Genomic DNA, 24,120 nt, shown 5'->3' with positions numbered 1-24,120 from the left:
TCAAACGCCGGATGGGCTGAACAACTCAGCCACCGTCCGTCACGGCACGGGAGGCCGCGGTGGCGCAGGGGGCAGTGTCGTCACGGGTGGGGCCGGTTCCGGCCAGACCAGGAGGACGGGGCAGGGGGCGTGGTCGACGACGAAGCGGCTGGGCGGGGCGAGGCTGGGCGGGCCGAGGCGGGTGCGGTCGCCGTCGCGGGCCAGGATCAGCAGGTCGGCGCCGTCTGTCGCGGCGACGACCTCGTGCTCGACGCGGCCGGTGCGTTCGAGGCGGGTGCAGGGGCGGGCGAGGCGGTCGGCGGCGGCATGGAGGAGGGTTTCGGCGGAGGCGGCGGCGAGGTGTTCGACGCGGGTGCCGGGATCGCGTTCCGGGTGGCCGCGGCCGAGGAGGCCGGCGAAGGCGCCGTGGGCGGCGTCCGCGGCATCGGGACCGGTGACGTGCAGCAGGACGACCTCGGCGTCCGCGGGGGCGTGCCGGCGGGCGGCGTCCACGCAGGCGGGCCAGGTGCCCTCGACGATCCAGACGACCACCACCACAGGGCTCAGCCTCCTCCGATCAGGGCCAGTGACGCCCACAGTGCCAGCACCGAGGCGCCCAGGCTCGCCGGTACGGCGTACAGGCCGAGCCGGGTGAACTCGCCCAGCCGCACCTCCGCGTCGTGGGCGTGCACGATACGCCGCCACAGCAGGGTGGCAAGCGAACCGGCGTAGGTGAGGTTGGGGCCGATGTTCACGCCGAGGAGCACGGCGAGGACGGCGCCGGGGCCGGTCGCGGCGGCGGGCGGCAGCAGGACCAGTACGGCGGGCAGGTTGTTGATCGCGTTGGCCAGGACGGCGGCCAGCACGGCGATGCCGAGCAGGGCGGGCAGCCCGGTGCCGTCCGGGATCAGGTGGCCCAACGCCGTGTCGAGGCCGTTGTCGACGACCGCGCGGACGACGATCCCGAGCGCCAGGACGAAGGCCAGGAACGGCACCGAGACCGACCGCAGCAGCGCCTTCGGCGTCGTACGGCGCCGCAGCAGGGCCCGTACGCCGAGGACCGTCGCGCCGGCCAGCGCCGCCCAGGCCGGGTCGACGCCGAGCGCCGAGGTCAGCACGAAACCGGCCAGCGTGCACGCGACGGTCACCAGGGCGAACAGCGGCAGTTCGGGGGCGTCCCCGGTGGACGGGGCCTGGGCCCCGGCGTCCAGGTCGGTGGCGAAGAAGCGCCGGAAGACCACGTACTCCACGACGATCGCGGCCACCCACGGCAGCGCCATCAGCGCGGCGAACCGGGTGAAGCTGAGCCCGCTGGCCGCGAACGCCAGCAGGTTCGTCAGGTTGGACACCGGCAGGAGCAGGGAGGCCGTGTTGGACAGGTGTGTGCAGGCGTAGACGTGCGGTTTGGGGCGGGCGCCGAGCCGGGCGGCGGTGGCGAACACCACCGGCGTGAGCAGTACGACCGTGGCGTCCAGGCTCAGTACGGCCGTGATCGCCGAAGCGGCCAGGAAGACCTGCGCCAGCAGCCGGCGCGGCCGCCCCGCCGCCGTACGCGCCATCCACGCCCCGCAGGCCTGGAACAGCCCTTCGTCGTCGCAGAGTTGGGCGAGGACCAGGACGGCCGCGAGGAAGCCGATCACCGGGCCGAGTTGTTCGGCCTCGTCGAGCGCGTGGGCCGGGGAGATCGCCCCGGTGGCCACGACGAGCGCCGCGGCCGGTACGGCGACGACGGCCTCCGGCCAGTTGAAGGGACGGACGACAGCGCAGACCAGCACCAGTGCGAGCATGGCCACGGACAGGGTCTCCGCGAGCGGGGTGTTCAGGTTCGGTCCTTACGGGCGGTCACGGGCGGCGGTCTCGCCGCACGGTACTCCGCACGGGTAAGCGCTTCCGAATCCCCCGCCGGGTCAGCGTTCGTGCACCACGCGCCCGTCGAACACCGTGAGGTCGACCTCGACGTCCGGGACGTCGTGCGGGTCGAGGTCGAGGAGCGGACGGTCCAGGACGCACAGGTCGGCCACCTTGCCCGGCTCGACCGTGCCCTTCCAGTCGTCGGCGAAGTCCTGCCAGGCCGGGGTCGCGGTGTAGGCGCGCAGGGCGTCGGCGAGCGGCACGCACTGCTCGGGGCCGCTCGGCCGGCCGGTGGCCTTGGACTCGCGCAGCATCATCGAGGCGACGCCCTGCCGCCAGTCGGGCTCGGTGATCGGCGCGTCCGAGCTCGCGCACACCCGGACACCGGCCTCGACCGCGGCCCGTACCGGCCACTGGCAGGCCGACCGCTCCGGACCCACGACCTCGTCCATCAGGTCGGAGACGGTCCACTTGATGGCGGGGTTCATGTTGACGCCGTAGCCGTGCGCGGCCAGCCGGGCCAGGCCGCCGGGGCCGATGAAGTCGCCGTGGATGACGTAGTGCCGGGCGTCGGGGCGGGGCGCGGACGCCTGCGCTGCGGCGAAGGCGTCGACGACCGTGTCGATGGCCCGGTCGCCGGTGACGTGCACACCGAGCTGGAACCCGGCCTCGTGGGCGACGCGGATCATCTCCCGGAGCTCGTCGACCTGGAGGGCGGGGGTGGCGCCGTGCACGCAGAGCGCGCCGTGGCCGCCGCCCGTGTAGGGCTCGGTCATCCAGGCGGTCCGGTTCGGCGGCACTCCGTCGGCGAAGATCTTCACGCCGATCGCGTTCAGCAGCCGGGGGTCGGCCGAGCGCGGGCGCCGCAGTTCCGCGAGCCCCTCGCGCAGGTCGTCGGCCGAGCCGCCCATGGGCGCGGGCAGCAGCAGCACGCTGACGCGGGCGTCGAGTTCACCGTCGGCCACGAGTTCGGCGTACGCGGTCCAGTTGTCGGTGCTCAGGCCGCCGAAGAGGGTTCCGGTGCCGCCGGGGCCGAGGCCGGGCTCGGTGTAGCTGGTGATGCCGCGCGCGTGCAGTTCCCGGACGACACCCTGGACGGCCCGGCGGCGCTGCTCGATCGTCGGGGCGGGCAGCGCGGCCTGGACGAGGCGCTGGGCGGCCTCCCGCAGGATGCCGGTGGGCGCCCCGTCGGCGTCGAGGTCGATGACGCCGCCCGCCGGCGCCACCGTGGCGGCGTCGATGCCGCAGCGGCGCAACGCCGCCGAGTTCGCCCACACCATGTGCGAGGAGAAGTCGGTCAGACAGACCGGGTGGTGCGGCGCGACGGCGTCCAGGTCGCGGCGGTGCGGGAAGCGGCGCGGGTCGGCCAGGCACTCGGCGAGGTAGCCGGGGTCCCAGCCGAGGCCGACGATCCACTCGCCGGGCCGGGCGGCCCGTACCGCCTGCCGTACGGCCGCGACGACGTCGGCGATCGAGCCCACCGCGGGGTGGCCGACGGCCAGGGCGAACGGCGGCTTCGTCATCCCGTACGCCGCCCCGTGCAGATGCGAGTCGTTGATGCCGGGCAGCACGGTCCGCCCGGCCAGCTCCACGACCCGGGTGCCGGGGCCGGCCAGCGCGCGCATCCGCGCGTCACTGCCGACGGCCACGATGTCCTTGCCGCGCACGGCCACTCCCTCCGCGACGGTGAACTCCCCGTCGACGGTGAGGACTTGGCCGCCGGTGAGGACGAGCGTGGGGGGTGTCGCGTCGAGGCGGCTCATGGGGGCTTCCTTCGGGATCGGGACCCAGGGCCCCAGGGACCCAGGGACCCAGGGACCCAGGGACCCAGGGAGTCGGCGGGTCGGCGAGTCGGCGAGTCGGCGAGTCGGCGGGTCGGCGGGTCGGCGGGCTGTGCCGACCAGGAAAGACCGCCCCGCCCCACTCCACCATCCGTAGAAATACCGATACCGTCGTGCTCCCTCGACCCTCGTGGTCCGTCCCGAGCCGCTCCCCGGAGGCTCGTATGCTCAGCCACCACCAGATCGCGGCGGCCACCCGCATCGGCATGCTCACCCGCGAGCACGACACCGTCTCCGCCTGCGCCGAGGCCCTGCGCGAACTCGCCCGTGCCCTGCCCCTGGACGCGGCGACGCTGCTCACCGTGGACCCGCTGACCGGCGCCCACGTCCAGCTGGCGGGCATCGGCTACGCCGCCGGGACCGCGCAGGCCCTGGCCGGTGAGTTCGTGGCGACGCCCTGGTACCGCAATGTCGTACAGCGGGAGTTGCCGCCGTCCATCTCCGCGGACGGCGAGGACCCGCGGGAGTTCCGTACGGACTCAGTCCGCGCGAACTGGAGGTGCTCACCCGCGCGGCCACCGGCGAGACCAACCGGGCCATCGCCGAGGCCCTGTTCCTCTCCCCGCGGACCGTGCACACCCATGTCGAGCACCTGCTCCGCAAGACCGGCACCGCCTCCCGCGCCGAGGTCACCGCCCTCGCCGTCCGCGACGGCCTGCTCCGCCCGGCGCCGGAGCACCTGGCGTTCTTCGTGGAGAGGTAGGTCGCCGGGGCCAGCGGTCGGTCACGCGACCTCGGGCCGGAAAGTGACGGAGCTCCCGGAGAAGCGGGCGCTCAGGCCGTCCGCCGTGGCGGGGCCCTCCTCAGTGGGCTCGGTGGGGCGGACGGAACCGCGTGGTGAACCGGGTGGTGGCGTGCAGTCGGTGGACCGTGGCGGAGGCGGTGTCGCTGTCGACCCCGGCGGCGATCAGGGCGGCGGTGGCGGCGCCCGTGCCGTCGTCGGCCCAGATCCCGGAGTTGACGGTGCCGAGGAGCGCGAGCAGGTGGGCCTCGATGGCGCCGCTGAGCGGGCCGGGCGGAACGACGGTGTGGAAGACGCCCCGGCGCTGCCCCTCGGCGAGGATGCCGGCGACCGTCTCACGGGCCGGCGCTAGGAGGTCGCTCACCTGGTGGGGGCCCAGGTCCTGGCGGGCGAGGCCCATCAGGGTGCGGTAGCAGTCGCCGACCGGCCACAGGGTGAGGACGAAGCGGGCCAGGGCACTCGCGGGGTCGGCGTCGGGGTCGGCGTCGGGGTCGGCGTCGGGGTCGGCGTCGGGGTCGAGGTCGGGGTCGAGGTCGGAGTCGAGGTCAGCGCCCGGGGGGCCGAGGGCGCTCGCGTCGGCGATGGCGCGGCGTATCGCTGCCCCGGCGTCCTCGGCGAGGCCTTCCACCAGCGCCGCCCGGCCGGCGAAGTGCGTGTAGAGGGTGCGCCGCGCCACACCTGCCGACTCGGCGATGTCACCGAGGCTGCAGTCGGGGTCGCGGCCCAGTTCCCGCAGGGCCGCGCCCAGGATGCGGGCGCGCGTGACAGGCGTCCTACGGCGCTGTCGTGCGGGTGGCGGGGCGGTGGTCGGGCTGGTCACGTCGGGACCTCGGAGTGAGGGGGCAAGTGGGACAAGTGGCGCACCGCGATATTTGCACATGGACGGGCAAGAAACTAGTCTGCTCACTGATGTGCAAATAACGCACCCCCATCCCGCTTGTCCTGGGAGTCCCCGTGCCCTTCCTTGCCTCCACACCCGTAGAGAAGATGACCGGGCCGTACACACGCCGCTGGTGGGCCCTGCTCGTGCTCTGCCTGAGCCTGCTGATCGTCGTGATGGCCAACACGTCGCTGATCGTGGCCGCGCCCGACATGACCCGGGACCTGAACCTCGGCAGCAGCGACCTGCAGTGGGTGATCGACGGCTACACCGTCCCGTACGCCGCGCTGATGCTCGTACTGGGCGCGATCGGCGACAAGTACAGCCGTCGCGGTGCCCTGGTCACCGGTCTGCTGATCTTCGCCGGCGGGTCGGTGATGGGCAGCCTGGTCGACGAGACGGCGCTGGTCATCACCGCACGCGCGGTCATGGGCGTCGGTGCCGCCGTCGTCATGCCGGCCACCCTGTCCCTGCTCGTGGCGACGTTCCCGAGGGCCGAGCGCGGCAAGGCGATCACGGCCTGGAGCGCCACGTCGGGCCTCGCCATCGCGGTCGGTCCGCTGATCGCCGGCTGGCTCCTGGAGGACCACGCCTGGGGCTCGACGTTCCTGATCAACGTGCCGATCGCCGTCGTCGCCGTCGTCGGCGCGCTGATACTGGTGCCGCCGTCCAAGGCCAACGGCATGGGCCGGATCGACTACATCGGCGGGCTGCTCTCGATCGTCTCCATCGGCTCCCTCGTCTACGCCACCATCGAGGGCCCGCACTTCGGCTGGGGCGCCGGCCCGGTCACCGCGGCCGTCGTCGCCGGCGTCGGTCTCCTCGCGTTCGTGGCCTGGGAGCTGCGCCACCCGAGCCCCATGCTGGACGTGCGCAAGTTCACGCTGCGTCCCTTCACCGGTTCCATGATCGCGGTGCTGTTCTTCTTCTTCGGCACCTTCGGCGCGATCTACTACTCCACCCAGTTCCTCCAGTTCGTCCTCGGCTACGACGCCCTGGAGACCGGCGTACGGCTGCTGCCGCTGGCCGGAGCGGTCTTCCTCGGTGCCGCCGTCACCGGGAAGCTGACCCCGAAGCTCGGGGTGAAGGCGATGGTCGTGGCCGGCATGGTCATCGGCACCGCCGGCGTCTTCCTGCTCACCCAGGTCGACAAGGGCTCGACGTACACCGACTTCCTGGCCCCGATGATGATGCTGGGCTTCGCGATCGGCCTCAGCGTGTCCCCCGCCACCGACACCGTGATGGGTTCCTTCCCCGAGTCCGAACTGGGCGTCGGCGGCGGCGCCAACGACACCTCCATGGAACTCGGCGGCTCCCTCGGCATCGCGCTGCTGGGCTCCCTGCTCGGCACGGCCTACCGGGACGAGCTGACCGACCTGGTCGGCGGGCAGTTGCCCGCCTCGGCCCTGGACACGGCCAAGGACTCGGTCGGCGCCGGGCTCGCGGTGGCCGAGGAGGTCGCGAAGAACCCGGCCGGCGGCGCCCAGCAGGCCCAGGCCCTGGTCGACGCCGTCCACGAGGCCTTCGCCCACAGCGTCGCCCAGACCAGCCTGGTCGGCGGCATCATCATGGCCGCCGGAACGCTGATCGTCCTCGCGGTGCTGCCGGGCCGCCGTAGCCGTAGCGGAAGCGGAAGCGGAAGCGGAACCGGAAGCCGTAAGGAAACCGACAAGCGCGCCCCCGAGAACGCGCCGCAGGCCCAGGAGGCTCAGGAGGCCCAGGAGGCCCAGGAGGCCCGCACGGGCGTCGCCTGAGACGCCGTCACCCCGGAGCGGGCCGTGCCTTGAGCGGCGCACGGCCCCGGAGTGTTCGCCCCACCGCGAGGTTGCGGTGCTCGCCTCCGGACCCAAGCATGGCCTCAGGGAACAGCGACAGAGCCCCTCGGAGGGGGCACGTCCCGGGAAGACATGAGAGCCATGACATTTCCTGCGGCCCGGTCCGCCGCCCGTCGCCGGACAAGGCGCACTCGACCGGCAGACGTGCGACCGGCATGAGCGACGACGGCTCCACCTACGACGGCTCCACCGACGACGGCCGGCCGCTGCGCTGTCTGGTCACCGGCGCCACCGGTTACCTGGGCGGCAGGCTGGTGCCGGAGCTGCTCGCGGCCGGGTACTCGGTGCGCTGTCTGGCCCGCTCACCCGGCAAGCTGCGGGACCAACCGTGGGCAGGGCAGGCCGAAGCCGTGCGCGGGGACGTGCTGGACGAGGCGTCCGTGCGCGCGGCCATGGAGGGAACGGACGTCGCGTACTACCTGGTGCACGCGCTGAACACCGGGCGGGGTTTCGAGGAGACCGACCGGCGCGCGGCCAGGATCTTCGGTGAGCAGGCGCGTGCTGCCGGCATCCGGCGGATCGTCTACCTCGGCGGGCTGAGCCCGTCCGGAGTACCCGAGGACGCCCTGTCACCCCATCTGCGGTCCCGCGCCGAAGTGGGCCGGATCCTCCTGGCCTCGGGCGTACCGACCGCCGTACTGCGGGCCGCCGTGATCATCGGTTCGGGTTCGGCGTCCTTCGAGATGCTGCGGTATCTGACCGAACGGCTTCCCGTGATGGTGACCCCGAGCTGGGTGCGCACCCGCATCCAGCCGATCGCCGTCCGCGACGTGCTCCGCCTCCTCGTGGGGTGCGCGCGGCTGCCCTGCGGCGTGAACCGAGCCTTCGACATCGGCGGGCCGGATGTCGTCACGTACGAGGAGATGATGCGGCGGTACGCCGTCGTCGCCGGGCTGCCGAAACGCGTCATCGTCCCCGTTCCGCTGCTCACTCCCCGGCTGTCCAGCCTCTGGGTCGGCCTTGTCACCCCGGTCCCGGGCGCTCTCGCCCGCCCTCTGGTCGAGTCCCTGAAGCACGAGGTGGTCTGCGCCGAGCGGGACATCGTCCGGTACGTGCCGGAGCCACCCGGGGGGCCGGTCACCCTCGACCGGGCGATCCGGCTGGCTCTGCGGCGCGTGCGGGACGCCGACGTGGCCACCCGATGGTCCTCGGCGTCGACGCCCCGCGCCCCCAGCGACCCGCTGCCGACCGACCCGGACTGGGCGGGCGGCAGCCTCTACACGGATGACCGCCGGCGGACTGTCGCGGCGTCGCCGCAGGCGCTGTGGCGGGTGGTGGAGGCGATCGGCGGCGAGAACGGCTGGTACTCCGCGCCGCTGGCCTGGTCCCTGCGCGGCTGGTTGGACACCCTGGTGGGCGGTGTCGGCCTGCGCCGGGGCCGTCGGGACGCGACCCGGCTGCGGGTCGGCGACAGCCTGGACTTCTGGCGAGTGGAGGAGATCGAGCCGGGCCGGCTGCTGCGGCTGCGCGCGGAGATGCGGCTGCCGGGCCTGGCCTGGCTGGAGATGACCGTCGACCCGGGTCCACGAGGGGGCGCGGTGTACCGGCAGCGGGCCCTGTTCCATCCGCACGGCCTGGCCGGGCACGCCTACTGGTGGGGCGTGGCCCCGTTCCACTCCGCGGTCTTCGGCGGCATGGCCCGCAACATCGCGGCCGCGGCCGAGGCCGAATCGGCCGCCGCTGAACCGGCCCGCACCCGCTGACGGGATCGAGGAACCGTGCGCGTCTCCGTCGCCCTGTTCACCGCGGACCTGCGGGTGCACGACAACCCGGTGCTGCGGGCCGCTCTGCGAGACGCGGAACGCGTGGTCCCGCTCTTCGTCGTCGACACCGGCATCCGCCGCGCCGGTTTCGCCGTGCCCAACCGCGCGGCCTTCCTGGCCGACAGCCTGGCCGACCTCGACGCGGCCCTGCGGGAGCGGGGCGGCCGGCTGGTGGTGCGGCTCGGGGACGTGGTCGAGGAGACCTGCCGGGTGGCGGCGGAGACCGGCGCCCACGCCGTGCACCTCGCGGGCGGGGTGAGCCGGTACGCGGTACGGCGCGAGGAACGGCTCCGCGCGGCACTGGCCGGCGACCGGCGTGAACTGCGCGTGCACGACGCCTCGTTGACGGCCGTACCGGCGGGGGCGCTGACACCCTCGGGCGGCGGCAAGGACCACTTCGCGGTCTTCACCCCGTACTTCCGCCGCTGGGAGAGCTTCTCCGTGCGGGGCGTCCTGCGGGCGCCGCACACCGTACGGGTGCCCGACGTGCCCTCGGCGGACCTGCCCGGCGCCGATTCCCTCGCGGTCGGCTCCCCGTCGCCCGGTCTGCCCGCCGGAGGGGAGTCCGAGGCGCGGCGCAGGCTGCGGTCATGGCTGTCCGGACCGCTGTCCGCCTACGACGAGCGGCACGACGACCTGGCCGCCGACGCGACCTCGCGGCTCTCGCCGTATCTGCACTTCGGCTGTCTGTCCCCCACCGAACTCCTGCACCGGGCCCGCGCCCAGGACAACGCCGGGTCGCACGCCTACGTCCGCCAGCTCGCCTGGCGGGACTTCCACCACCAGGTCCTGGCGGCCCGTCCCGAAACGGCCGCCCACGACTACCGCCCCCGGCACGACCGCTGGCGCCACGCCCCCGGGGAAGTCGAAGCGTGGCAGGAGGGCCGCACCGGCTACCCCGTCGTCGACGCGGGCATGCGGCAGCTGCGCCACGAGGGCTGGATGCCGGGCCGGGCCCGGCTGCTCGCGGCGAGCTTCCTCACCAAGACGCTCTACGTGGACTGGCGGGTGGGCGCCCGCCACTTCCTGGACCTGCTGGTCGACGGCGACATCGCCAACAACCAGCTCAACTGGCAGTGGACCGCCGGCACCGGCACAGACACCCGCCCGAACCGCCTCCTCAACCCCCTCGCCCAGGCCCGCCGTTTCGACCCCACCGGGGAGTACGTACGCCGCTGGCTCCCGGAACTGCGCCACCTCGACGCCGGAACGCTCCACCGCCTTACACATCTCGACGAAGCGGCCCGTGCGGGCCTGGACTATCCCGCCCCGATCGTGGACCTGGGGGTGGCGGCGGTGAGGTTCGGGGAGGGGCGGGGTGGGGCGAGGAGGGGAGGCAGCTGACCGGACGGCCGGAAGCGAACCACCTCCGCGAGTGCGGCTGCTTTCGCCTCAGAGATTTAGCTTGGCCGCTCTGACCAGCCGGTCGATGTCGTCACGGGTCCGTACCCTGGCCTCGTCGAGTTCGGTTCTGCTGTCCTTCTTGGACAGTGCCGTAATGTCCGGCAACACCACCTGCGCAGCCCGGCTCAGCCTCTCGTCATCGGTGAGCATCTGTACCCGGAACAGCGACTCCGATGCTCGCTGCGGTGTTGACCTGCGGCGGAGGAACGAAAACCGCCCCCTACCAGCGTGCTCCCGCCCTGTACATGCTGGCGCAGCTATGTCCGGCCCGCGACCGACAGGCAGGAACCGGTGCCACGGACGCGCGAGTGAGACTCCGGCCAGCGGACTGACGGACCAACGGCGCGTCACCGCAGCTCAGTCGCCGCCGCCCCCGGCTCCACGGCCGACTCCGCCACCGCCGACTCCGCCACCGCCGCCGTAGCCGCAACAGCCTCGGCCACCTCACACGCCCGCGCCTCCGGCACCCCGGCCGCGATGAGCGTGGCGATGGCGGTGCGGGCGCCGTCGTCTTCCAGGACGCCGTCGTTGACCGACTCCAGCAGCGCGACGGTCATCGCTTCGAGGACGGCGCTCAGCGCGGCGGCGGGCAGATGGGTGTGGAAGACGCCGTCGCGTTGCCCGCGCTCCAGGATGGCCGTGGCTGTCGCACGGGCCGGGGCGAGGACCTCGGCAACGCGGTGCGCGCCCAGGTCGCGCTGGGCCAGGGCCAGGAGCAGGCGGTAGCGGTCGCCGACGGGCCACATCGAGAACGCGAGGCGGGCGAGCGACAGCTCAGCGGACTCGTCCCGCGCGGACGGCACCCCGGCCGCCAGCGCGCCCCGCAGGCTCTCGGCGGCCTCCTCGGCGAGGGCCTCCAACAGCGCCTCGCGCCCCGGGAAGTGGCCGAAGAGAGTGCGCCGTACGACACCGGCGGCTCGCGCCAGTTCCTCCAGCGTGACGTCGGGATTCCGTCCGAGTTCACGGCGGGCCGTGGCCAGGATGCGTGCCCGGTTGGCCCTCGAGTTGCGGCGCAAGGGCTCACGGGCGACGGGCTTGGCCACGGGAACCTCGCTGGATCGGGCGGACGGGCGGGCGGGCGGGCGGGCGACAGAGAGGAGCGGACCCGCATTCTCGCACGCGGGCCCACGCACCCGACCCGGGCGCAAGCCCAGCGACCCTACGCGGGCGCAGGCCCACCCGCTTCGGCCGCGTACGGCTGGAGCGGCAGTGCGGTGGTGACCTCGAAGCCGCCCTCGGGACGGTGCCCGGCGCACAGGTCGCCGCCGATGGAGCGGGCGCGCTCGCGCATGCCCATGACGCCGAAGCCCTGGCTCCGCGCGGCGTCGGGCTCGGAGGACGCGGAGGACGCGGAGGACAAGGAGGACAAGGAGGGCGCGGTGGCCCCTGCGGCGACCGGACCGTCGTTGCTGACGGTGATCGTCAGCCGGGACCCGGTGTACTCGAACCGGACGTTCGCGGCCTGGGTGGAGGCGTGCTTGGTGACGTTGGTGAGCGCCTCCTGGACGATCCGGTAGGCGGTCAGGTCGACGCCGGGGGACAGGTGCTGGGGTTCGCCGTCCGTGGTGACCGTGACCTTGAGCCCGGCCGACGCGCACGCCGAGACCAGCTCGGGCAGCCGGGCCAGCCCCGGCGAGGGCTCCAGCGGGGCGGAGTCCGGGTCGCCGTTCTGCCGCAGCAGCCCCAGCGTGGCCTTCAGCTCGCGCAGCGCGGACGACGTGGTGCCGGTGAGGTCGGTGAGGATCGCCTTCGTCTGCTCGGGGCTGGTCAGCGCGAGGTGCGCGGCCGTGCCGGCCTGGGCGTTGGCCAGCGCCATGTGGTGGGCGACGACGTCGTGCAGCTCGCGGGCGATCCGCATGCGCTCCTCGGTGACCCGTAGCCGGGCCTCCTCCTCCCGGGTGCGCTCGGCGTGCTCGGCACGGGCCTGCACCGCGGCCAGGTAGGCGCGGCGCAGCCGGGTCATGTTGCCGGCGGCCAGCGGCAGCAGCAGCCAGAACAGCGGGCCGAGCGTCCTGAGCAGCAGCGAGATGTGCTCCATGGAGTCGGAGAACGCCGCCGCGACGATCACCCCCACCAGGGTGGTGATGCCGTAGGCGCGGGTGGTCCGGCGGTCGGTGAGGGTGGCCAGCCAGTAGAGCGCCGCCATGACGGGGGCCAGCAGCAGGGGGGTCAGGAGGTATCCGAGTCCGACCACGGTCGCCGCACAGAGCCCGGAGACGACGACGGCGACGCGCGGGTGGGTGCGGTGCTTCAGCAGGGAGAGGCAGGACAGGCCCATGAGGGCGGTGGCGGTCCGGTCCTGGTCCGGCGGTTCGGCGCCGGGCAGGGTGAGCATGCTGCCGAGGGTCGCGCAGCCCATCAGCGCCATGACCAGCACCGCGTCGATGGCGAAGGGGTGGCGGTCCGAGAACTCCTCGATGCGGTCCGCGTAGCGCCGCTCCGGGCTGGTGGTCATGGTGCTCTCCGGTCGGTGGGCTCGGTCCATGGTGGACGCCCGCGGTACGAACGGCCGCCGGGACTGCCCGTGTCCTTGGTCACGGGCGGTCCCTGTGGGGGGGTGGGGCGGGGTGGGGCGGTCGGCTCGGGCCGGGCGGAGGGATCAGTCCCTGTGGGGAAGGGACCAGTCCCTGTGGGGAAGGGGCCAGTCCCTGTGGGGAAGGGACCAGTCCCTGTGGGGGGGGGTGGGCGGTCAGTTCGGGCCGGGCGGAGGGATCAGGTGCGCCCGCGCGTCAGCCGCACCGACCGGATCAGGCGCGCCCGCCCGTCAGCCACGCCGACCGGATCAGGCGCGCCCACCCATCGAGCCACGCCCACCGGATCAGGCGCACCCGCCCCTCAGCCACGCCCACCAGATCAGGCGCGCGCCACGTCCAGGTCCGCCGCCCGGGCCGGATCCGCCCCAGCCTCCGCGTCCGCCTGCTCCTGCTCCTGTTCCTGTTCCTGCTCCCGCTCCTGCTCCCGCTCCTGCGGCTCGGAGCGTCGGCTGAGTGCCTCCCCCTCCACGTCCACCCGGGGCAGGATCCGGTCCAGCCACTTCGGCAGCCACCAGGCCTTGTCGCCGAGCAGGGCGAGCACGGCCGGCACGATCGCCATCCGTACGACGAAGGCGTCGAACAGGACGGCGGAGGCGAGCCCGAACCCGATCATCTTGATCATGGAGTCGCTCTCGCCGATGAACCCGGCGAAGACCGCGATCATGATCAGGGCGGCGGCCACGACCACGCGGGCGCTGTGCCGGAAGCCGGAGGTGACCGCCTGCCGGGCCGGCTCTCCGTGGACGTACGCCTCCCGCATCCGGGAGACGAGGAAGACCTCGTAGTCCATGGCGAGTCCGAAGACGATGCCGACCAGGAAGATCGGCATCAGGCTCATGATCGGCCCGGTCTGCTCCACGCCCAGCAGTTCGGCGCCGTGCCCCTGCTGGAACACCACGACCACGGCGCCGAGGGACGCCAGTACCGAGAGCAGGAAGCCGAGGGCCGCCTTCAGCGGGACGAGCAGCGACCGGAAGACCACGAGCAGCAGCACGATCGCAAGACCGACCACGACGATCAGATACGGCACCAGCGCGGCCTGCACCTTGTCGGCGATGTCGATGTTCATCGCGGTGGTGCCGGTGACCTCGAAGGTCGCCCCCGTCTCGGCCTCCACCCCGGCCCGCTCGCCCCGGATGGTCGTCACCAGGTCCTTGGTCTTCTCGTCGGTCGGCGCGGTGGACGGCACGACGGAGAACACGGCGGTGTCACCGGCCTCGTTGAAGCGGGCCGGGGAGACGGACACGACGCCCTTGGTGCCGCCGATCTGCTCGGATATCGCGGTGACGGCGCCCTTGGCGTCCTCGTCGCCCCTGGCGTCCACGACGACGGTGAGCGGCCCGTTGAAGCCCGGCCCGAAGGCGTCGGCCAGCGCGTCGTAGGCCCGCCGCTCGGTGGTGGAGGTCGCCTTGGCCTCGTCGCCGGGCATGCCCAGCTGAAGGTCGGTCATCGGCACGGCGAGCGCCCCGAGTCCGACGACGCCGAGCAGCAGCACGGGCAGGGGCCGGCGCAGCACGAACCGCGCCCAGCGGGTACCGCCGTTCTCGGCGGCCTCCTCCTCCACCCGGCCGCTCTTGCGGGCCCGCCTGGACAGCACGGCGTTCGGCCAGAACCCGAGGAACGCGGGGACGAGCGTCAGCGCGACGAGTACGGCGACGACGACCGCGCCCGCCGCGGCCAGCCCCATCTTGGTGAGCATCGGAATGCCGACGACCGAGAGGCCGGCCAGCGCGATGACGACGGTGAGCCCGGCGAAGACGACCGCGGAACCGGCCGTACCGACCGCCATCCCGGTCGCCTCCTGCGGCGTACGGCCCTTGGCGCGCTCCTCCCGGTACCGGGAGACGACGAACAGGGCGTAGTCGATGCCGACCGCGAGGCCCAGCATCATGGCGAGCGTGCCGGTCGTGGTGGACAGGCCGAGGGCGGAGGACAGGGCCAGGATGGTGGCCATGCTGACGCCGACGCCGATGATCGCGGTCAGCAGCGGCAGCCCGGCGGCGGCGAGGGACCCGAAGGTGACGAGCAGGACGACCGCGGCGATGGCGACGCCGATGACCTCGGCCGCCCCGCCGGGGCCGCCACCGCCGTCCATGGCGGACCCGCCGGCCTCGACGGTCAGCCCGGAGTCCCGGGCCTGCGCGAGGGTCTGCGTCAGATGCGTCTTGCTGGCGTCGGTGAGGTCGTTGGCGCCGACCTTGTAAGTGACGGTCGAGTACGCGGTCGTACCGTCCTCGCTGACGGCCCGCGCCTGGAACGGGTCGACGGCCGCGGCGACCTGCGCCCCCTGGCCCAGCTCGGCCACGGCCTCCTCGACGGCCTTCTTGTTCTCGGTGGCGGTCACCTTCTCACCGCCCGGCGCGACGAACACGACCCGCGCGGTGGCGCCGTCGGCGCTCGCGCCCGGGAAGCGCTCCTCCATCAGGTCGAACGCCTTCTGCGACTCGATGCCCGGCATCGAGAACTCCTCGTCGGCCGCGCCCGGGGCCTTCAGCGCCCCCAGTCCGACGGCGGCCAGCACGGCCGCCCAGACCAGGGCGACGTACCAGCGTCGCCGGAAGGCCAGACGGCCCACTCGATACAGGAAAGTAGCCACGGCAGGGGGTCTCCACATCTGGGACTCGAACGTGAGCCCAGACTCTCGGGAGCGGGTGTGCCGTGTCGTCGTGCGGCTGCCGACAATCGCCGGTACTCAGAACGCAGTACGGGCGGGGCAAAGGGTCCACCCAAGGGACCAGGTGCGGCGGACGTCGGTCGTACGACGCCCGTCCGCCGCCTGTCCCTGGCGCGCCGGTGGCGGCCCGTGGCCCGGCCGGGGCTCAGCCGTAGAGGGCGACCCTCGGGTGCACGGTGCCCTCGGCCTCGGAGTTGAGGGCGGTGATCCGGTAGACCTCGGTGAGGGTGTCGGCCGCGTGCAGCGTGCGCTGGGCGGTGACGAGGTCGGTGTACAAGGTGCCGGTCTGGGTGCCGAGTTCCACGGCCTCCCAGCAGCCGGTCGCACTGCGCCGCTCGACGCGGACGTCGGCCGGCTTCAGGAACGGCCCGCCGTCGGGCGACTCCACGAGGAGCTGCGGGGCGACCGTCCGGTCCGCCGACGAGTCGTTGCGGTAGGTGACGGTGACCTCGTGGCTCGCGTCGTCGGCGACGAGGGCGCTGGTGGAGAAGTCGACGAACTCGGTGGGTATGGCGGGCGTCTGGCCGGGCAGGGCCGTGGACGTCGTGGTGATGGTCTGCGGGGTGGTCTGCGGGGTGGTCTGCGGGGTGGTCTGCGGGGTGGTCTGCGGACTGGTCTGCGGACTGGTCTGCGGACTGGTCTGCGAGGTGGTCTGCGAGGTGGTCTGCGAGGTGGTCTGCGGACTGGTCTGCGAGGTGGTAGCCGCCGCGGCCGGTCCTGTCGCGGCGAGGCCCATGAGCGCCGCCATGAGGGCGGCCAGGGCGGCGACCCCGGGACGGCTGATCTTCAACGACACGTTCGCTGGTCCTTCGGATCCGCTCGGGTGACTGGTGTTCCCCCCGCCCATGGCTGCCGCCAGGGACGCGACCAAGGTTACGCAAGCCCTATCTGCGGCTCTACGGCATCCACTGCCCCGCTGCCGACCGCTGACCGCCAACCGCCAACCGCCTACCCGATGTCGACCACCCGTGCCCACGCGGGCGGCCGGTCCGGCACGTACTCGGGATCGTCCTCGTCGTAGGGCCGGTAGGTGTGCCGACGCGGGAACAGGCCCACCACCGTCCGGCAGGGCGGCCGTTCGCTTGGCCACGGGGTCTGACCGTCCGTCAGGACCACGACGACATCGGGCCGAGGGCGTGCCCGCAGCGCCCTGGCGAAACCGGCGCGCAGATCCGTTCCCCCGCCTCCGACCAGCGGAATCCCCTCAGCTCGGCACACCCGGTGCACGCCCCCGGCCGCCGCGTCGCACGGCACCACGCTGACCAGGTCCCGGCGCCCGCCGACGGCCCGGGAGATCGCGGCGATCTCCAGGAGCGCGCTGCCCAGTTCGGCGTCGCTGACCGAGCCGGAGGTGTCGATGACGACGCAGACGCGGGGCGGGCGGCGGCGCAGGCTCGGCAGGACGGCGCCGGGCACCGAGGCGGCGCGGCGCGACGGGCGGCCGTACGTGTAGTCCTCACCGGCGCCGGGACCGGAGGCGGCCGACCGTACGGCCGCGCCCAGCAACTCCCGCCAGGGCTGCGGCGGATGGAACGCCTCCTCCGCCCACCGCTGCCATCCCTGCGAGGCGCTGCCCGGACGCCCGGTGATGCCCTGCGCGACCCGGAACCGGACCGCGTCCCGTTCCTGCGCGCTGAGCCCGTGCGCGCCGTCCGCCCCCAGGTCCCACTCCCGTTCCAGCCCGTCGGCGCCGCTGCCGCAGTCCAGCCAGGCCAGGTCCTGGGTCCGCGGCCCCAGCCGGAACTGACGCAGGTAGTCCTCCATGAGCTCACCCTCGGGCAACAGCAGCGTCGCCGGCTCGACGGCCCCCTCGGGCCGGGCCAGCCCGTCCCCGTACACGTCGTCGTTGATCTCGCAGTCCGCGGCGATGTTCATCCGCAGCCGCTCCCCCGGCCCGCTCAGCCCACGTTCCCGCGCCACCCGGTCGCCGCGCCCGTGGTGGTCCCGCAGCAGATGCGACACCTCGTGCACCCACACCCCGGCCAACTCCTCCACCGGCGTCCGCGCCACGAACCCCGGCGACACATAGCACCGCCAGTGCCGGTCGACCGCCATCGTCGGCACCCGTCGCGACTCGACGACGTGCAGCGCGAACAGGGCGGTCGCCAGGTAGGGGCGGACCCTGGCGGCGTGCAGCCGGGCGGCGAAGAGCTTGTCTCGGTTCAGGGGGGCGGGGTTGCCCCCGGCGGGCCCCGGCTCCGGGGCCCGCGACGTCTCCCGCGACGTCTCCCGCGACGTCTCCCGCGACGTCTTCCGCGACGTCTTCCGCGACGTCTTCCGCGACGTCTCCCGCACCGCCCCCGCCTCCTCCCCCCTCATCGACGCCCCGCCTTCGCCGCCGCCGTGGCCGTCCGGGCCGCCACGTGGTCCGCCCGCCGGGACAGGGTGACCACTCCGGCGAGCCGCTCGATCGACGCCGGTACGTCCCAGTCCTCCTGACGCAGGGAGGCGAGCGTGGTCGCGGGGACGACGACCAGATCCGGCGCCCCGGTCTCCACCGCCCGCACGAGCAGCGCCCACGCGGCGTCCCAGCGGGCCCGGTCCGGACGTGCCCGCACCGCCTCCACCACACCGTCCAGCGCGGCCTGCCGCAGGTCACCCCGCTCGGGCAGCTCGGCGGCCGACGGATCGGCGAGCAGCAGTTCCGGATCCGGCAGGTCCATCCGGTCCACGCTCGCCAGCAGCTCCAGCCCCGGACCGTCCCCCACCGTGCCCCGCACCAGCAGGGAGAGCACCTCCCGGGAGGCCCCGGCCGCCGTGGCGAACGCGACCAGACACTGCGTCATCTCCCAGCTCCGCGGCGAGGGCCACGGCCCGCCCCGCCGTGTCTCACTGCTGGGCAGCCGGTGCACCAGCCCCGGCCGCCCCGAGAGCAGCCCGCCGACGGCACGACGAGCGAACTCGACCGCCCCCGCCAGCTTCTGCGGATCGAGCCGCGGCAGCGTCGCCCGGGGCCAGGTCCCGCCGAGTCCCCGTACGACGACCTCGTGGTCGTGCGTCCACTGAAGGTGCACGAACCGGTTGGCCAGCGGCGCGCTCAGCTCCCACCCGTCGGCCGCCGAGGAGCGCGGATTGGCGGCGGCCACGATCCGTACCCCCGGCGGCAGCCGCAACGCGCCGATCCTCCGCTCCAGCACGAGCCGCAGCAGCGCCGCCTGCACCGCCGGCGGCGCGGTCGACAACTCGTCCAGGAACAGCAGCCCCCGCCCGGCCTTCACCAGCCGTACGGCCCAGTCCGGCGGAGCCATGGGCACACCCTGTTCCGCCGGGTCGTCCCCGACGACGGGCAGCCCGGAGAAGTCGGACGGCTCGTGCACGCTCGCGATCACGGTGGTGAGCGGAAGTTCCAGGGCCGCGGCGAGCTGGGTGAGCGCGGCGGTCTTGCCGATCCCCGGTTCGCCCCACAGCAGCACGGGCAGGTCGGCGGCCACGGCCAGGGTGAGGGCCTCCAGCTGTTCGTCGGGGCGGGGTTCGGTCGTGGTGTCGCGGAGGAGGGCCAACAGGTCTGCGGCTACGTCGAGTTGGGACACGGGGGAGACAGAGGAAGAGGCAGAGGAGGGCTGGGTGCGTGTGGGCATATGGGTCACCTTTGGGGGTCAGGAAGGGAAAGAAGGAGTGGCGCGTGGGCGCGGGTCAGGGCCGGGTCGCGTGCCGGGCGGGCGTGCGCTGGAGGCGGGGCGGCCGGCCGCGCTCGTCGTAGCGGACCCGCGCCGGTCCGGGCCCGATCAGCCCCGCCCTGAACAGCCCGTACGTGATGCGCCGCCGCGCGGCCGCCTCCAATTCCTCCCGCAGCGCACCGTCCCGCAGCACCGCCGCGGGGCCCAGCAGCCCCTCGACGACAGCCAGCGCTCCGGCGATGTCACCGTGGTCGAGCCGTTCGCGTACGTCGGGCAGGCACTCCGGATGCCGGTGCGCCTCGTCGATGGCCTGGAGGCAGGGCAGGGGCGTGCCGGTCAGGGCGGTGAGCAGTTCCTCGCGGCGGATCTCGGCGGCGTCGTGGTCCAGGGGAGCCAGTACGCCGTCGACCAGACCGATCCGGTGCCGGGCGCCCCGGCAGTCCACGGAACGCGGCTGCCCTGGTGACCCGGTCGACCCGGGCGCCGGGTACGGGCCCGTTTCCGCTTCCGTTTCCGCTTCCGTTTCCGCTTCCGTTTCCGTTACGAGTGCGGAGGCGACCAGCGGATGGAGCCGCCCGGCCTCGACGGCCCCGGCCCGCAGCAGCTCCAGGTCGGGCAGGACCCAGGTCGCGGCGTCGGGCAGCACCGGCAGCGCGGTCGTACGCCCCTTCGCGGCGGCCACGACCCGCGGTCCGCCCTCGTCCGCGAGCCCCTCCAGGACCAGCCGGTGCCGACCGCCCAGCCGCACGAGCACGGGCCCGACCGGCCGGCCCTCGGCGCGCAGCAGTATCCGCGCCTCGTCGGCCCAGCGGTCGACGGCACAGCGGCGCCCGTCCGAGGGCACGGCCCCCACCAGCCCCGGATCCAGTCCGTCCCCGGCCCGGATCCGCAGCTCACCGGCCCTGCGCGCATCCCACAGATGCCGGTGCAGATCGAGCCGGAACCTGCGACTGGGGCGGGGGTGGGGGTGGGGGTGGGGGTGGGGGTGTGGATGCGGGCCATGCGGGTGTGGCGGCGGGGGCACGCCCCGGGAGCCGCCCCCGGTCCACAGAGCGAGGCTGATCCGCTGCCCGGCGTCGGCCCACGCCGGTGCGGTGCGCACCACGAGGTGCACCGCGCGTCCGGCGTCCCGCGCCCCGCCGCCGTACCGGGCCAGAGCGAGGGTCAGCCCCGGCCGCAGCAGGCCGTCGGGGGCGATCCTCGGCAGGTGCCAGCGCAGCAGGTCGGGGGCGAGGTGCCGTAGGTCGTCCCGGACACGGGCGGCGAGGTCCCGGCCGTGATCGCGCGCGACGGAACGCAGGTTGAGATCGACGTCGACACCGGCGGCGGCGCACGCTCCCGCCCAGTCGCCGGCCAGTCGGCGGGCGGTGGCGGTCTCGATCATGGGGGCCGGCACGGCGAACTCGCGCACGCGCGGCCAGAAGGAAAGCTCGAAAGGCCCTGGGGAGTGGGAGGGCCGGGAATCCCCGTTCGCGATCTGAGTGCCCATCAGCACTCACCTTGCGCGGACGGGACCCCCAATCTGGCAACAGAATGAGTCGTCATCGCGGGCGAGCGTAACGCCGCGCGCGCCGGGACGCGAGGGATTTTCCGTTCCGGGGGCGGCGACGCCCCGAACCCGGCAGCCTTCAGCGTCCCCGGCTGCCATTCAGCGTCCCCGGCAGCCATTCAGCGTCCCCGACAGCCATTCAGCGTCCCCGACAGCCTTTCAGCGTTGCCGGAACCTGTCAGCCTCCCCGGAACCTGTCAGCCTCCCCGGAACGTGTCAGCTCCCCCGGCAACCTTTCGTCCCCCGGCGACCACTGACACACGGACGACTCCCTCCCCGTAAGGACTCCCCCGTGGCATCCCCTTCCCACCGCCGGTCCCCCAGCAAGTGGCGCGGCGCTCTCGTCCCCGCGGTCGTCGTGGCGGCGGTCGCTCTCGCAGCGTCCCTGCTCATGGCCCTGCGCCCCGACGGCACGTCCACGGCCGGTCACACCACGACCGCGCCCACCGCGGACAGCCGGTCGACACCCCCGCGGACCACACCGAGTCCGAGACCGACCCCGAAACCGAAACCGAAACCGAAACCGTCCAAGGCGTCCCCGACCGCCGGCGCCAAGAGGACCACCCCGCCGCCCCGCACACCCGCCACCGCGGCGGCGGACTCGGCGGCCAAGTCCACCACCCCGCAGCGCGCTTCGGGCTCGGCGCCCCTGGCGGGCCGTATCCGCCCCGGCACCGACTACGAGGGAGTCGCGACCTTCTACGACATCGGCGACGGCGACGGCGCCTGTCTGTACGGCCCCACCGACGACGTGATGACGGCGGCGATGAACCACACCGACTACGAGACGTCCAAGGCCTGCGGGGCGCACGTCCTGGTCCGCGCGGCCAACGGGGCCTCGGTCACGGTCCGGATCACCAACGAGTGCCCGCTGCCCTGCGCGCCCGGCCAACTCGACCTCAGCGCCCAGGCGTTCGCCAAGCTCGCGGCCCCTTCGGCCGGTCGCATACCGGTCACCTGGACCCTGCTGAGCCCGGACACGTCCGACAAGGTCGCCATCCGCTACAAGGCCGGCTCCAGCGTCCACTGGTGCGGCATCCAGGCCCTGGACCACCGCAACCCGCTGGCCCGCCTGGAGGTCCGTGACGCGGGCGGCGCCTGGCGCCAACTGCCGCGCACCGCCTACAACTACTTCCTCTCCGAGCAGGGAAGCGGCTGCGGGGGCGCGCTCAGGCTCACGGACATCTACGGGGAGACGCTGACGGTCGAGGGGATCGCGCTACGCCCGGACGTCGTGCAGCCGACACGGGTCCAGTTCGCGGCGCACTGACCCGTCGGCCGGTAAGCGGCCGGTAAGCAGGGCCTGTCCTAGGCCCGCTTCCCCTCCTGGTACTCCTGGGCGAGCAGCCCGAGCAGGACCTCGTCCAGGAACTCGCCCATCACCCAGGCCGAGGAGCGCAGGACGCCCTCGCGGACGAAGCCGTTGCGCTCGGCGGAGCGCAGCATCGCGGTGTTGTCCGCCAGCGTCTCGATCTGGAGCCGCTGGAGGCCGCGCACGACGAACCCGTAGTGGCACAGCACCGCGACGACGTCGGTGCCGTAGCCCTTGCCGCGCGAGGACGGCAGCAGGCCAAGACCGATGTGCGCGCACCGGTTGTGCGGGTCGATGCCCCAGAGCGTCGCCGTGCCGACCAGGGTGCCGCCGGCCAGCTCCACCACGGAGAAGGGGACGGACGCCTCCTTGGTGTCGTCCACCACGAGCCGCGGATCCTTGAAGCCGGGGGTGATCGGCCGCCACGGTCCGCCTTCGGCACGCGAGGCGTTGACCACGTCGTCGTAGAGCTCGGCCCGCAGGACCGGTATGTCGTCCTCGTGCCGAGCCCGAAGCCCGACCTTCTCGCCCTTCAGCATGCAGGCTTCCTATCCGACCGGGCCGACCTGCGGCAAACGAATAGCCGGACCCTCGCCGGGCTCAGTGCAGGCAGAAGCAGAACGGATGGCCGGCCGGGTCCGCGTAGATCCGCCAGTTGGCCTCCGGACGGATCTGGTCCGTGCGCTCCAGCACGGTCGCGCCGAGGGCGAGCGCCCGCTTCTCCTCCGCGTCGAGGTCGTCCACGTCGAAGTCCAGGTGGAGTTGTTGCGGACGCTCCTGGCCGGGCCACTCGGGCGGCCGGTAGCCCTCCGCCCGCTGACAGGCCAGCGGCGTCCCCTCGAACCCGTGCACCTCGACCCATTCGGGCGCCTCGGGGTCCGCGACCACCCGGCCGCCGAGCAGCTCCGCGTAGAACTCGGCGAGCCGCAGCGGATCGGCACAGTCCAGCGCGACCGCCTGCAACTTTCGAATCACTTCCGACACCTCTCGCTCGTCGCCCGGTTCCGCGCCACGGCAGCCGAACTCGATCCGCGGCCCGCCCCCACCGTAGTGGTGCACGGCAGCGGTGCCACGGGAGTTGTCGCCCGAGCACGTCGACGCTACGGCCGGGTCGCGCCCGTCTCGCTCGGCTCGCTCGGCTCGCTCGGCGTGACTTCCCTCGTCGGCGTCACCGACGGCGCGGCGGTCGGCACCGCCGGGCTGCTCGGGGTCCGGGACACCTCGATACCGGAGGTCTGCGTGGGTTCGGCGGTCGGGGTCCGCGGTGGAACGGTCGGTGTGGGCAAGGTGGTTCGGGGCGATGACGCCGAGGGGCTGGGGACCGCCGACGGGGAGGGGGGCGTCGTACGGTCGGTCACCGGGGGCGGGGCGAGCGGGGGTGCGGGGGTCGCGGGGCCGTCGGACGTGCCCAGGTGGAGCGGCAGGGCCACCAGAAGGGCCACGGCGCAGGTCGCGCCCGCGCCGATCGCCGTACGGACCAGGCGTCGGCGGGTCGCCCTGCGGCGGATCGTCTCGTAGCTGCCGGGGGGTGGGGCGAGGTGGTCCGAGGAGGGGGCCAGGATCACCGCGAGGGGGTCGTCGGGGGCGAACTCCGGGTCGTCCGCCTCGTCGTCAAAGCGTGTGGTCAAGGCTTCTCCTCAGGTGGACGCGGAGCAGTTCGCGGGCCGCGTGGAGGTCGGCCTTGACGGTTCCTTCCTTACGTCCGGTCAGCACGGACACCTCCCGGATCGGCATGTCAGCGTAGTAGTGGAGGAGGATCGGGGTACGGAGGCGTTCGGGCAGGGACTGGACCAGCAGGCGCACGGACGGGTCCGCCTGCTCGGTGTGGGGGGTGATCGCCGCCTCCGTGGAGGCCCGGCGCACCGCCCGCCGTTCGCGCTCCAGCTTGCGCCAGTGGTCCCGGACCAGGTTGGCCGCCGTGACGTAGAGGAACCCGCGGGGCTCCTCCACCCGGCTCCAGCGGGCCCAGAGCCGGGTGAAGGCCTCGGAGGCGATCTCGTGGGCCGTCTCGTCGTCGTCGACGAGACGGCGGCACCAGCCGGCCAGGCGCGGGTAGAGGGCGGCGAACAGCTCGGACGCCGCCTTGTCTCGGGACCGTTTCAACGCTCTCCAACGCTCTCCATGGTCAGGTGGACGGAT

Annotated in this window: 21 protein-coding genes; 5 read left to right on the top strand and 16 right to left on the bottom strand. The window is 73.6% G+C overall.

Features of this window, described 5'->3' with window-relative positions:
- Positions 1-39: 39 nt before the first annotated feature.
- From AQJ67_RS25570 to AQJ67_RS25560, 3 genes are all read right to left on the bottom strand, one after another.
- Entirely contained in the window at positions 40-537 is a 498-nt protein-coding gene (locus tag AQJ67_RS25570; RefSeq protein ID WP_062721487.1) for a universal stress protein, read from the bottom strand.
- Between the two features lie 5 nt (positions 538-542).
- Positions 543-1,802, bottom strand: coding sequence for an arsenic transporter (locus AQJ67_RS25565; protein ID WP_062721485.1), 1,260 nt, complete (start codon positions 1,800-1,802; stop codon positions 543-545).
- 84 nt (positions 1,803-1,886) lie between these two features.
- On the bottom strand, positions 1,887-3,593 hold the full coding sequence (locus tag AQJ67_RS25560) for an amidohydrolase (protein WP_062721483.1): 1,707 nt from the start codon (positions 3,591-3,593) through the stop codon (positions 1,887-1,889).
- 577 nt (positions 3,594-4,170) lie between these two features.
- On the opposite strand from AQJ67_RS25560, the gene AQJ67_RS49545 reads away from it, so the two are divergent.
- The gene (locus AQJ67_RS49545) at positions 4,171-4,374 is read left to right on the top strand and encodes a response regulator transcription factor (protein WP_062721481.1); all 204 of its coding nucleotides are present in this window, start codon (positions 4,171-4,173) and stop codon (positions 4,372-4,374) included.
- Positions 4,375-4,474: 100 nt separating this feature from the next.
- Here the strand turns inward: AQJ67_RS49545 and AQJ67_RS25550 are convergent, their stop codons facing one another.
- Positions 4,475-5,233 carry a TetR/AcrR family transcriptional regulator gene (locus tag AQJ67_RS25550; protein WP_062721473.1) on the bottom strand — a complete coding sequence of 253 codons (759 nt, stop codon included), beginning with the start codon at positions 5,231-5,233 and terminating at the stop codon, positions 4,475-4,477.
- A 134-nt stretch (positions 5,234-5,367) separates the two neighbouring features.
- Between AQJ67_RS25550 and AQJ67_RS25545 the strand changes: the two genes are divergently transcribed.
- From AQJ67_RS25545 to AQJ67_RS25535, 3 genes are all read left to right on the top strand, one after another.
- Positions 5,368-7,047, top strand: coding sequence for an MFS transporter (locus tag AQJ67_RS25545; RefSeq protein WP_063807364.1), 1,680 nt, complete (start codon positions 5,368-5,370; stop codon positions 7,045-7,047).
- Positions 7,048-7,283: 236 nt separating this feature from the next.
- The gene (locus AQJ67_RS25540; RefSeq protein ID WP_062721471.1) at positions 7,284-8,831 is read left to right on the top strand and encodes an SDR family oxidoreductase; all 1,548 of its coding nucleotides are present in this window, start codon (positions 7,284-7,286) and stop codon (positions 8,829-8,831) included.
- A gap of 15 nt (positions 8,832-8,846) precedes the next feature.
- Positions 8,847-10,235, top strand: a complete 1,389-nt coding sequence (locus tag AQJ67_RS25535) for a cryptochrome/photolyase family protein (protein ID WP_062721469.1) — start codon at positions 8,847-8,849, stop codon at positions 10,233-10,235.
- A gap of 48 nt (positions 10,236-10,283) precedes the next feature.
- On the opposite strand, the gene AQJ67_RS47790 is transcribed toward AQJ67_RS25535, so the two are convergent.
- The 8 genes from AQJ67_RS47790 to AQJ67_RS25500 all read right to left on the bottom strand — a co-directional run bounded on the left by AQJ67_RS47790 (position 10,284) and on the right by AQJ67_RS25500 (position 20,609).
- On the bottom strand, positions 10,284-10,445 hold the full coding sequence (locus AQJ67_RS47790; RefSeq protein ID WP_159058825.1) for a hypothetical protein: 162 nt from the start codon (positions 10,443-10,445) through the stop codon (positions 10,284-10,286).
- A 197-nt stretch (positions 10,446-10,642) separates the two neighbouring features.
- Entirely contained in the window at positions 10,643-11,338 is a 696-nt protein-coding gene (locus tag AQJ67_RS25530; protein ID WP_062721467.1) for a TetR family transcriptional regulator, read from the bottom strand.
- Positions 11,339-11,454: 116 nt separating this feature from the next.
- Positions 11,455-12,750: a sensor histidine kinase gene (locus AQJ67_RS25525; protein WP_062721465.1), complete on the bottom strand. Its 1,296-nt coding sequence runs from the start codon at positions 12,748-12,750 to the stop codon at positions 11,455-11,457.
- A gap of 398 nt (positions 12,751-13,148) precedes the next feature.
- Positions 13,149-15,425, bottom strand: a complete 2,277-nt coding sequence (locus AQJ67_RS25520; protein WP_062721463.1) for an MMPL family transporter — start codon at positions 15,423-15,425, stop codon at positions 13,149-13,151.
- Between the two features lie 223 nt (positions 15,426-15,648).
- Positions 15,649-16,299 (bottom strand): hypothetical protein, encoded by a 651-nt coding sequence (locus AQJ67_RS50765; RefSeq protein WP_062721460.1) that lies wholly within the window; start codon positions 16,297-16,299, stop codon positions 15,649-15,651.
- 152 nt (positions 16,300-16,451) lie between these two features.
- Positions 16,452-17,822 carry a vWA domain-containing protein gene (locus tag AQJ67_RS25510; protein ID WP_079056157.1) on the bottom strand — a complete coding sequence of 457 codons (1,371 nt, stop codon included), beginning with the start codon at positions 17,820-17,822 and terminating at the stop codon, positions 16,452-16,454.
- A complete protein-coding gene (locus AQJ67_RS25505; protein WP_062721458.1) occupies positions 17,819-19,081 on the bottom strand; it encodes an AAA family ATPase in 1,263 nt (420 codons plus the stop codon). The genes AQJ67_RS25510 and AQJ67_RS25505 overlap by 4 nt, the downstream gene beginning before the upstream one ends.
- Before the next feature lie 55 nt (positions 19,082-19,136).
- Complete coding sequence (locus AQJ67_RS25500; RefSeq protein WP_062721456.1) at positions 19,137-20,609, bottom strand: hypothetical protein; 1,473 nt, start codon at positions 20,607-20,609, stop codon at positions 19,137-19,139.
- 352 nt (positions 20,610-20,961) lie between these two features.
- Here AQJ67_RS25500 and AQJ67_RS25495 point away from each other — a divergent pair, with 352 nt between their 5' ends.
- A complete protein-coding gene (locus AQJ67_RS25495) occupies positions 20,962-21,939 on the top strand; it encodes an expansin EXLX1 family cellulose-binding protein (RefSeq protein ID WP_062721454.1) in 978 nt (325 codons plus the stop codon).
- A 38-nt stretch (positions 21,940-21,977) separates the two neighbouring features.
- On the opposite strand, the gene AQJ67_RS25490 is transcribed toward AQJ67_RS25495, so the two are convergent.
- The 4 genes from AQJ67_RS25490 to AQJ67_RS25475 form a co-directional block, all read right to left on the bottom strand.
- A complete protein-coding gene (locus AQJ67_RS25490) occupies positions 21,978-22,520 on the bottom strand; it encodes a GNAT family N-acetyltransferase (RefSeq protein WP_062721452.1) in 543 nt (180 codons plus the stop codon).
- A gap of 61 nt (positions 22,521-22,581) precedes the next feature.
- Positions 22,582-22,956 carry a VOC family protein gene (locus AQJ67_RS25485; protein ID WP_062721633.1) on the bottom strand — a complete coding sequence of 125 codons (375 nt, stop codon included), beginning with the start codon at positions 22,954-22,956 and terminating at the stop codon, positions 22,582-22,584.
- Positions 22,957-23,081: 125 nt separating this feature from the next.
- Positions 23,082-23,609 carry a hypothetical protein gene (locus tag AQJ67_RS48660; RefSeq protein ID WP_062721451.1) on the bottom strand — a complete coding sequence of 176 codons (528 nt, stop codon included), beginning with the start codon at positions 23,607-23,609 and terminating at the stop codon, positions 23,082-23,084.
- Positions 23,593-24,084 (bottom strand): RNA polymerase sigma factor, encoded by a 492-nt coding sequence (locus AQJ67_RS25475; protein ID WP_062721444.1) that lies wholly within the window; start codon positions 24,082-24,084, stop codon positions 23,593-23,595. The genes AQJ67_RS48660 and AQJ67_RS25475 overlap by 17 nt, the downstream gene beginning before the upstream one ends.
- Positions 24,085-24,120: the final 36 nt, after the last annotated feature.

The organism is Streptomyces caeruleatus (assembly GCF_001514235.1).
Lineage (GTDB): Bacteria > Actinomycetota > Actinomycetes > Streptomycetales > Streptomycetaceae > Streptomyces > Streptomyces caeruleatus.
The sequence above is the reverse complement of the archived record's forward strand: the minus strand, read 5'-3'. Positions and strand labels throughout refer to the sequence as shown.

Coding starts and splice junctions, on each gene's coding strand:
- AQJ67_RS25560 (WP_062721483.1), bottom strand. CDS start 3,593: ATGAGCCGCCTCGACGCGACACCCCCCACGCTCGTCCTCACCGGCGGC.
- AQJ67_RS25540 (WP_062721471.1), top strand. CDS start 7,284: ATGAGCGACGACGGCTCCACCTACGACGGCTCCACCGACGACGGCCGG.
- AQJ67_RS47790 (WP_159058825.1), bottom strand. CDS start 10,445: ATGCTCACCGATGACGAGAGGCTGAGCCGGGCTGCGCAGGTGGTGTTG.
- AQJ67_RS25525 (WP_062721465.1), bottom strand. CDS start 12,750: ATGACCACCAGCCCGGAGCGGCGCTACGCGGACCGCATCGAGGAGTTC.
- AQJ67_RS25510 (WP_079056157.1), bottom strand. CDS start 17,822: ATGAGGGGGGAGGAGGCGGGGGCGGTGCGGGAGACGTCGCGGAAGACG.
- AQJ67_RS25505 (WP_062721458.1), bottom strand. CDS start 19,081: ATGCCCACACGCACCCAGCCCTCCTCTGCCTCTTCCTCTGTCTCCCCC.
- AQJ67_RS25500 (WP_062721456.1), bottom strand. CDS start 20,609: ATGGGCACTCAGATCGCGAACGGGGATTCCCGGCCCTCCCACTCCCCA.
- AQJ67_RS25490 (WP_062721452.1), bottom strand. CDS start 22,520: ATGCTGAAGGGCGAGAAGGTCGGGCTTCGGGCTCGGCACGAGGACGAC.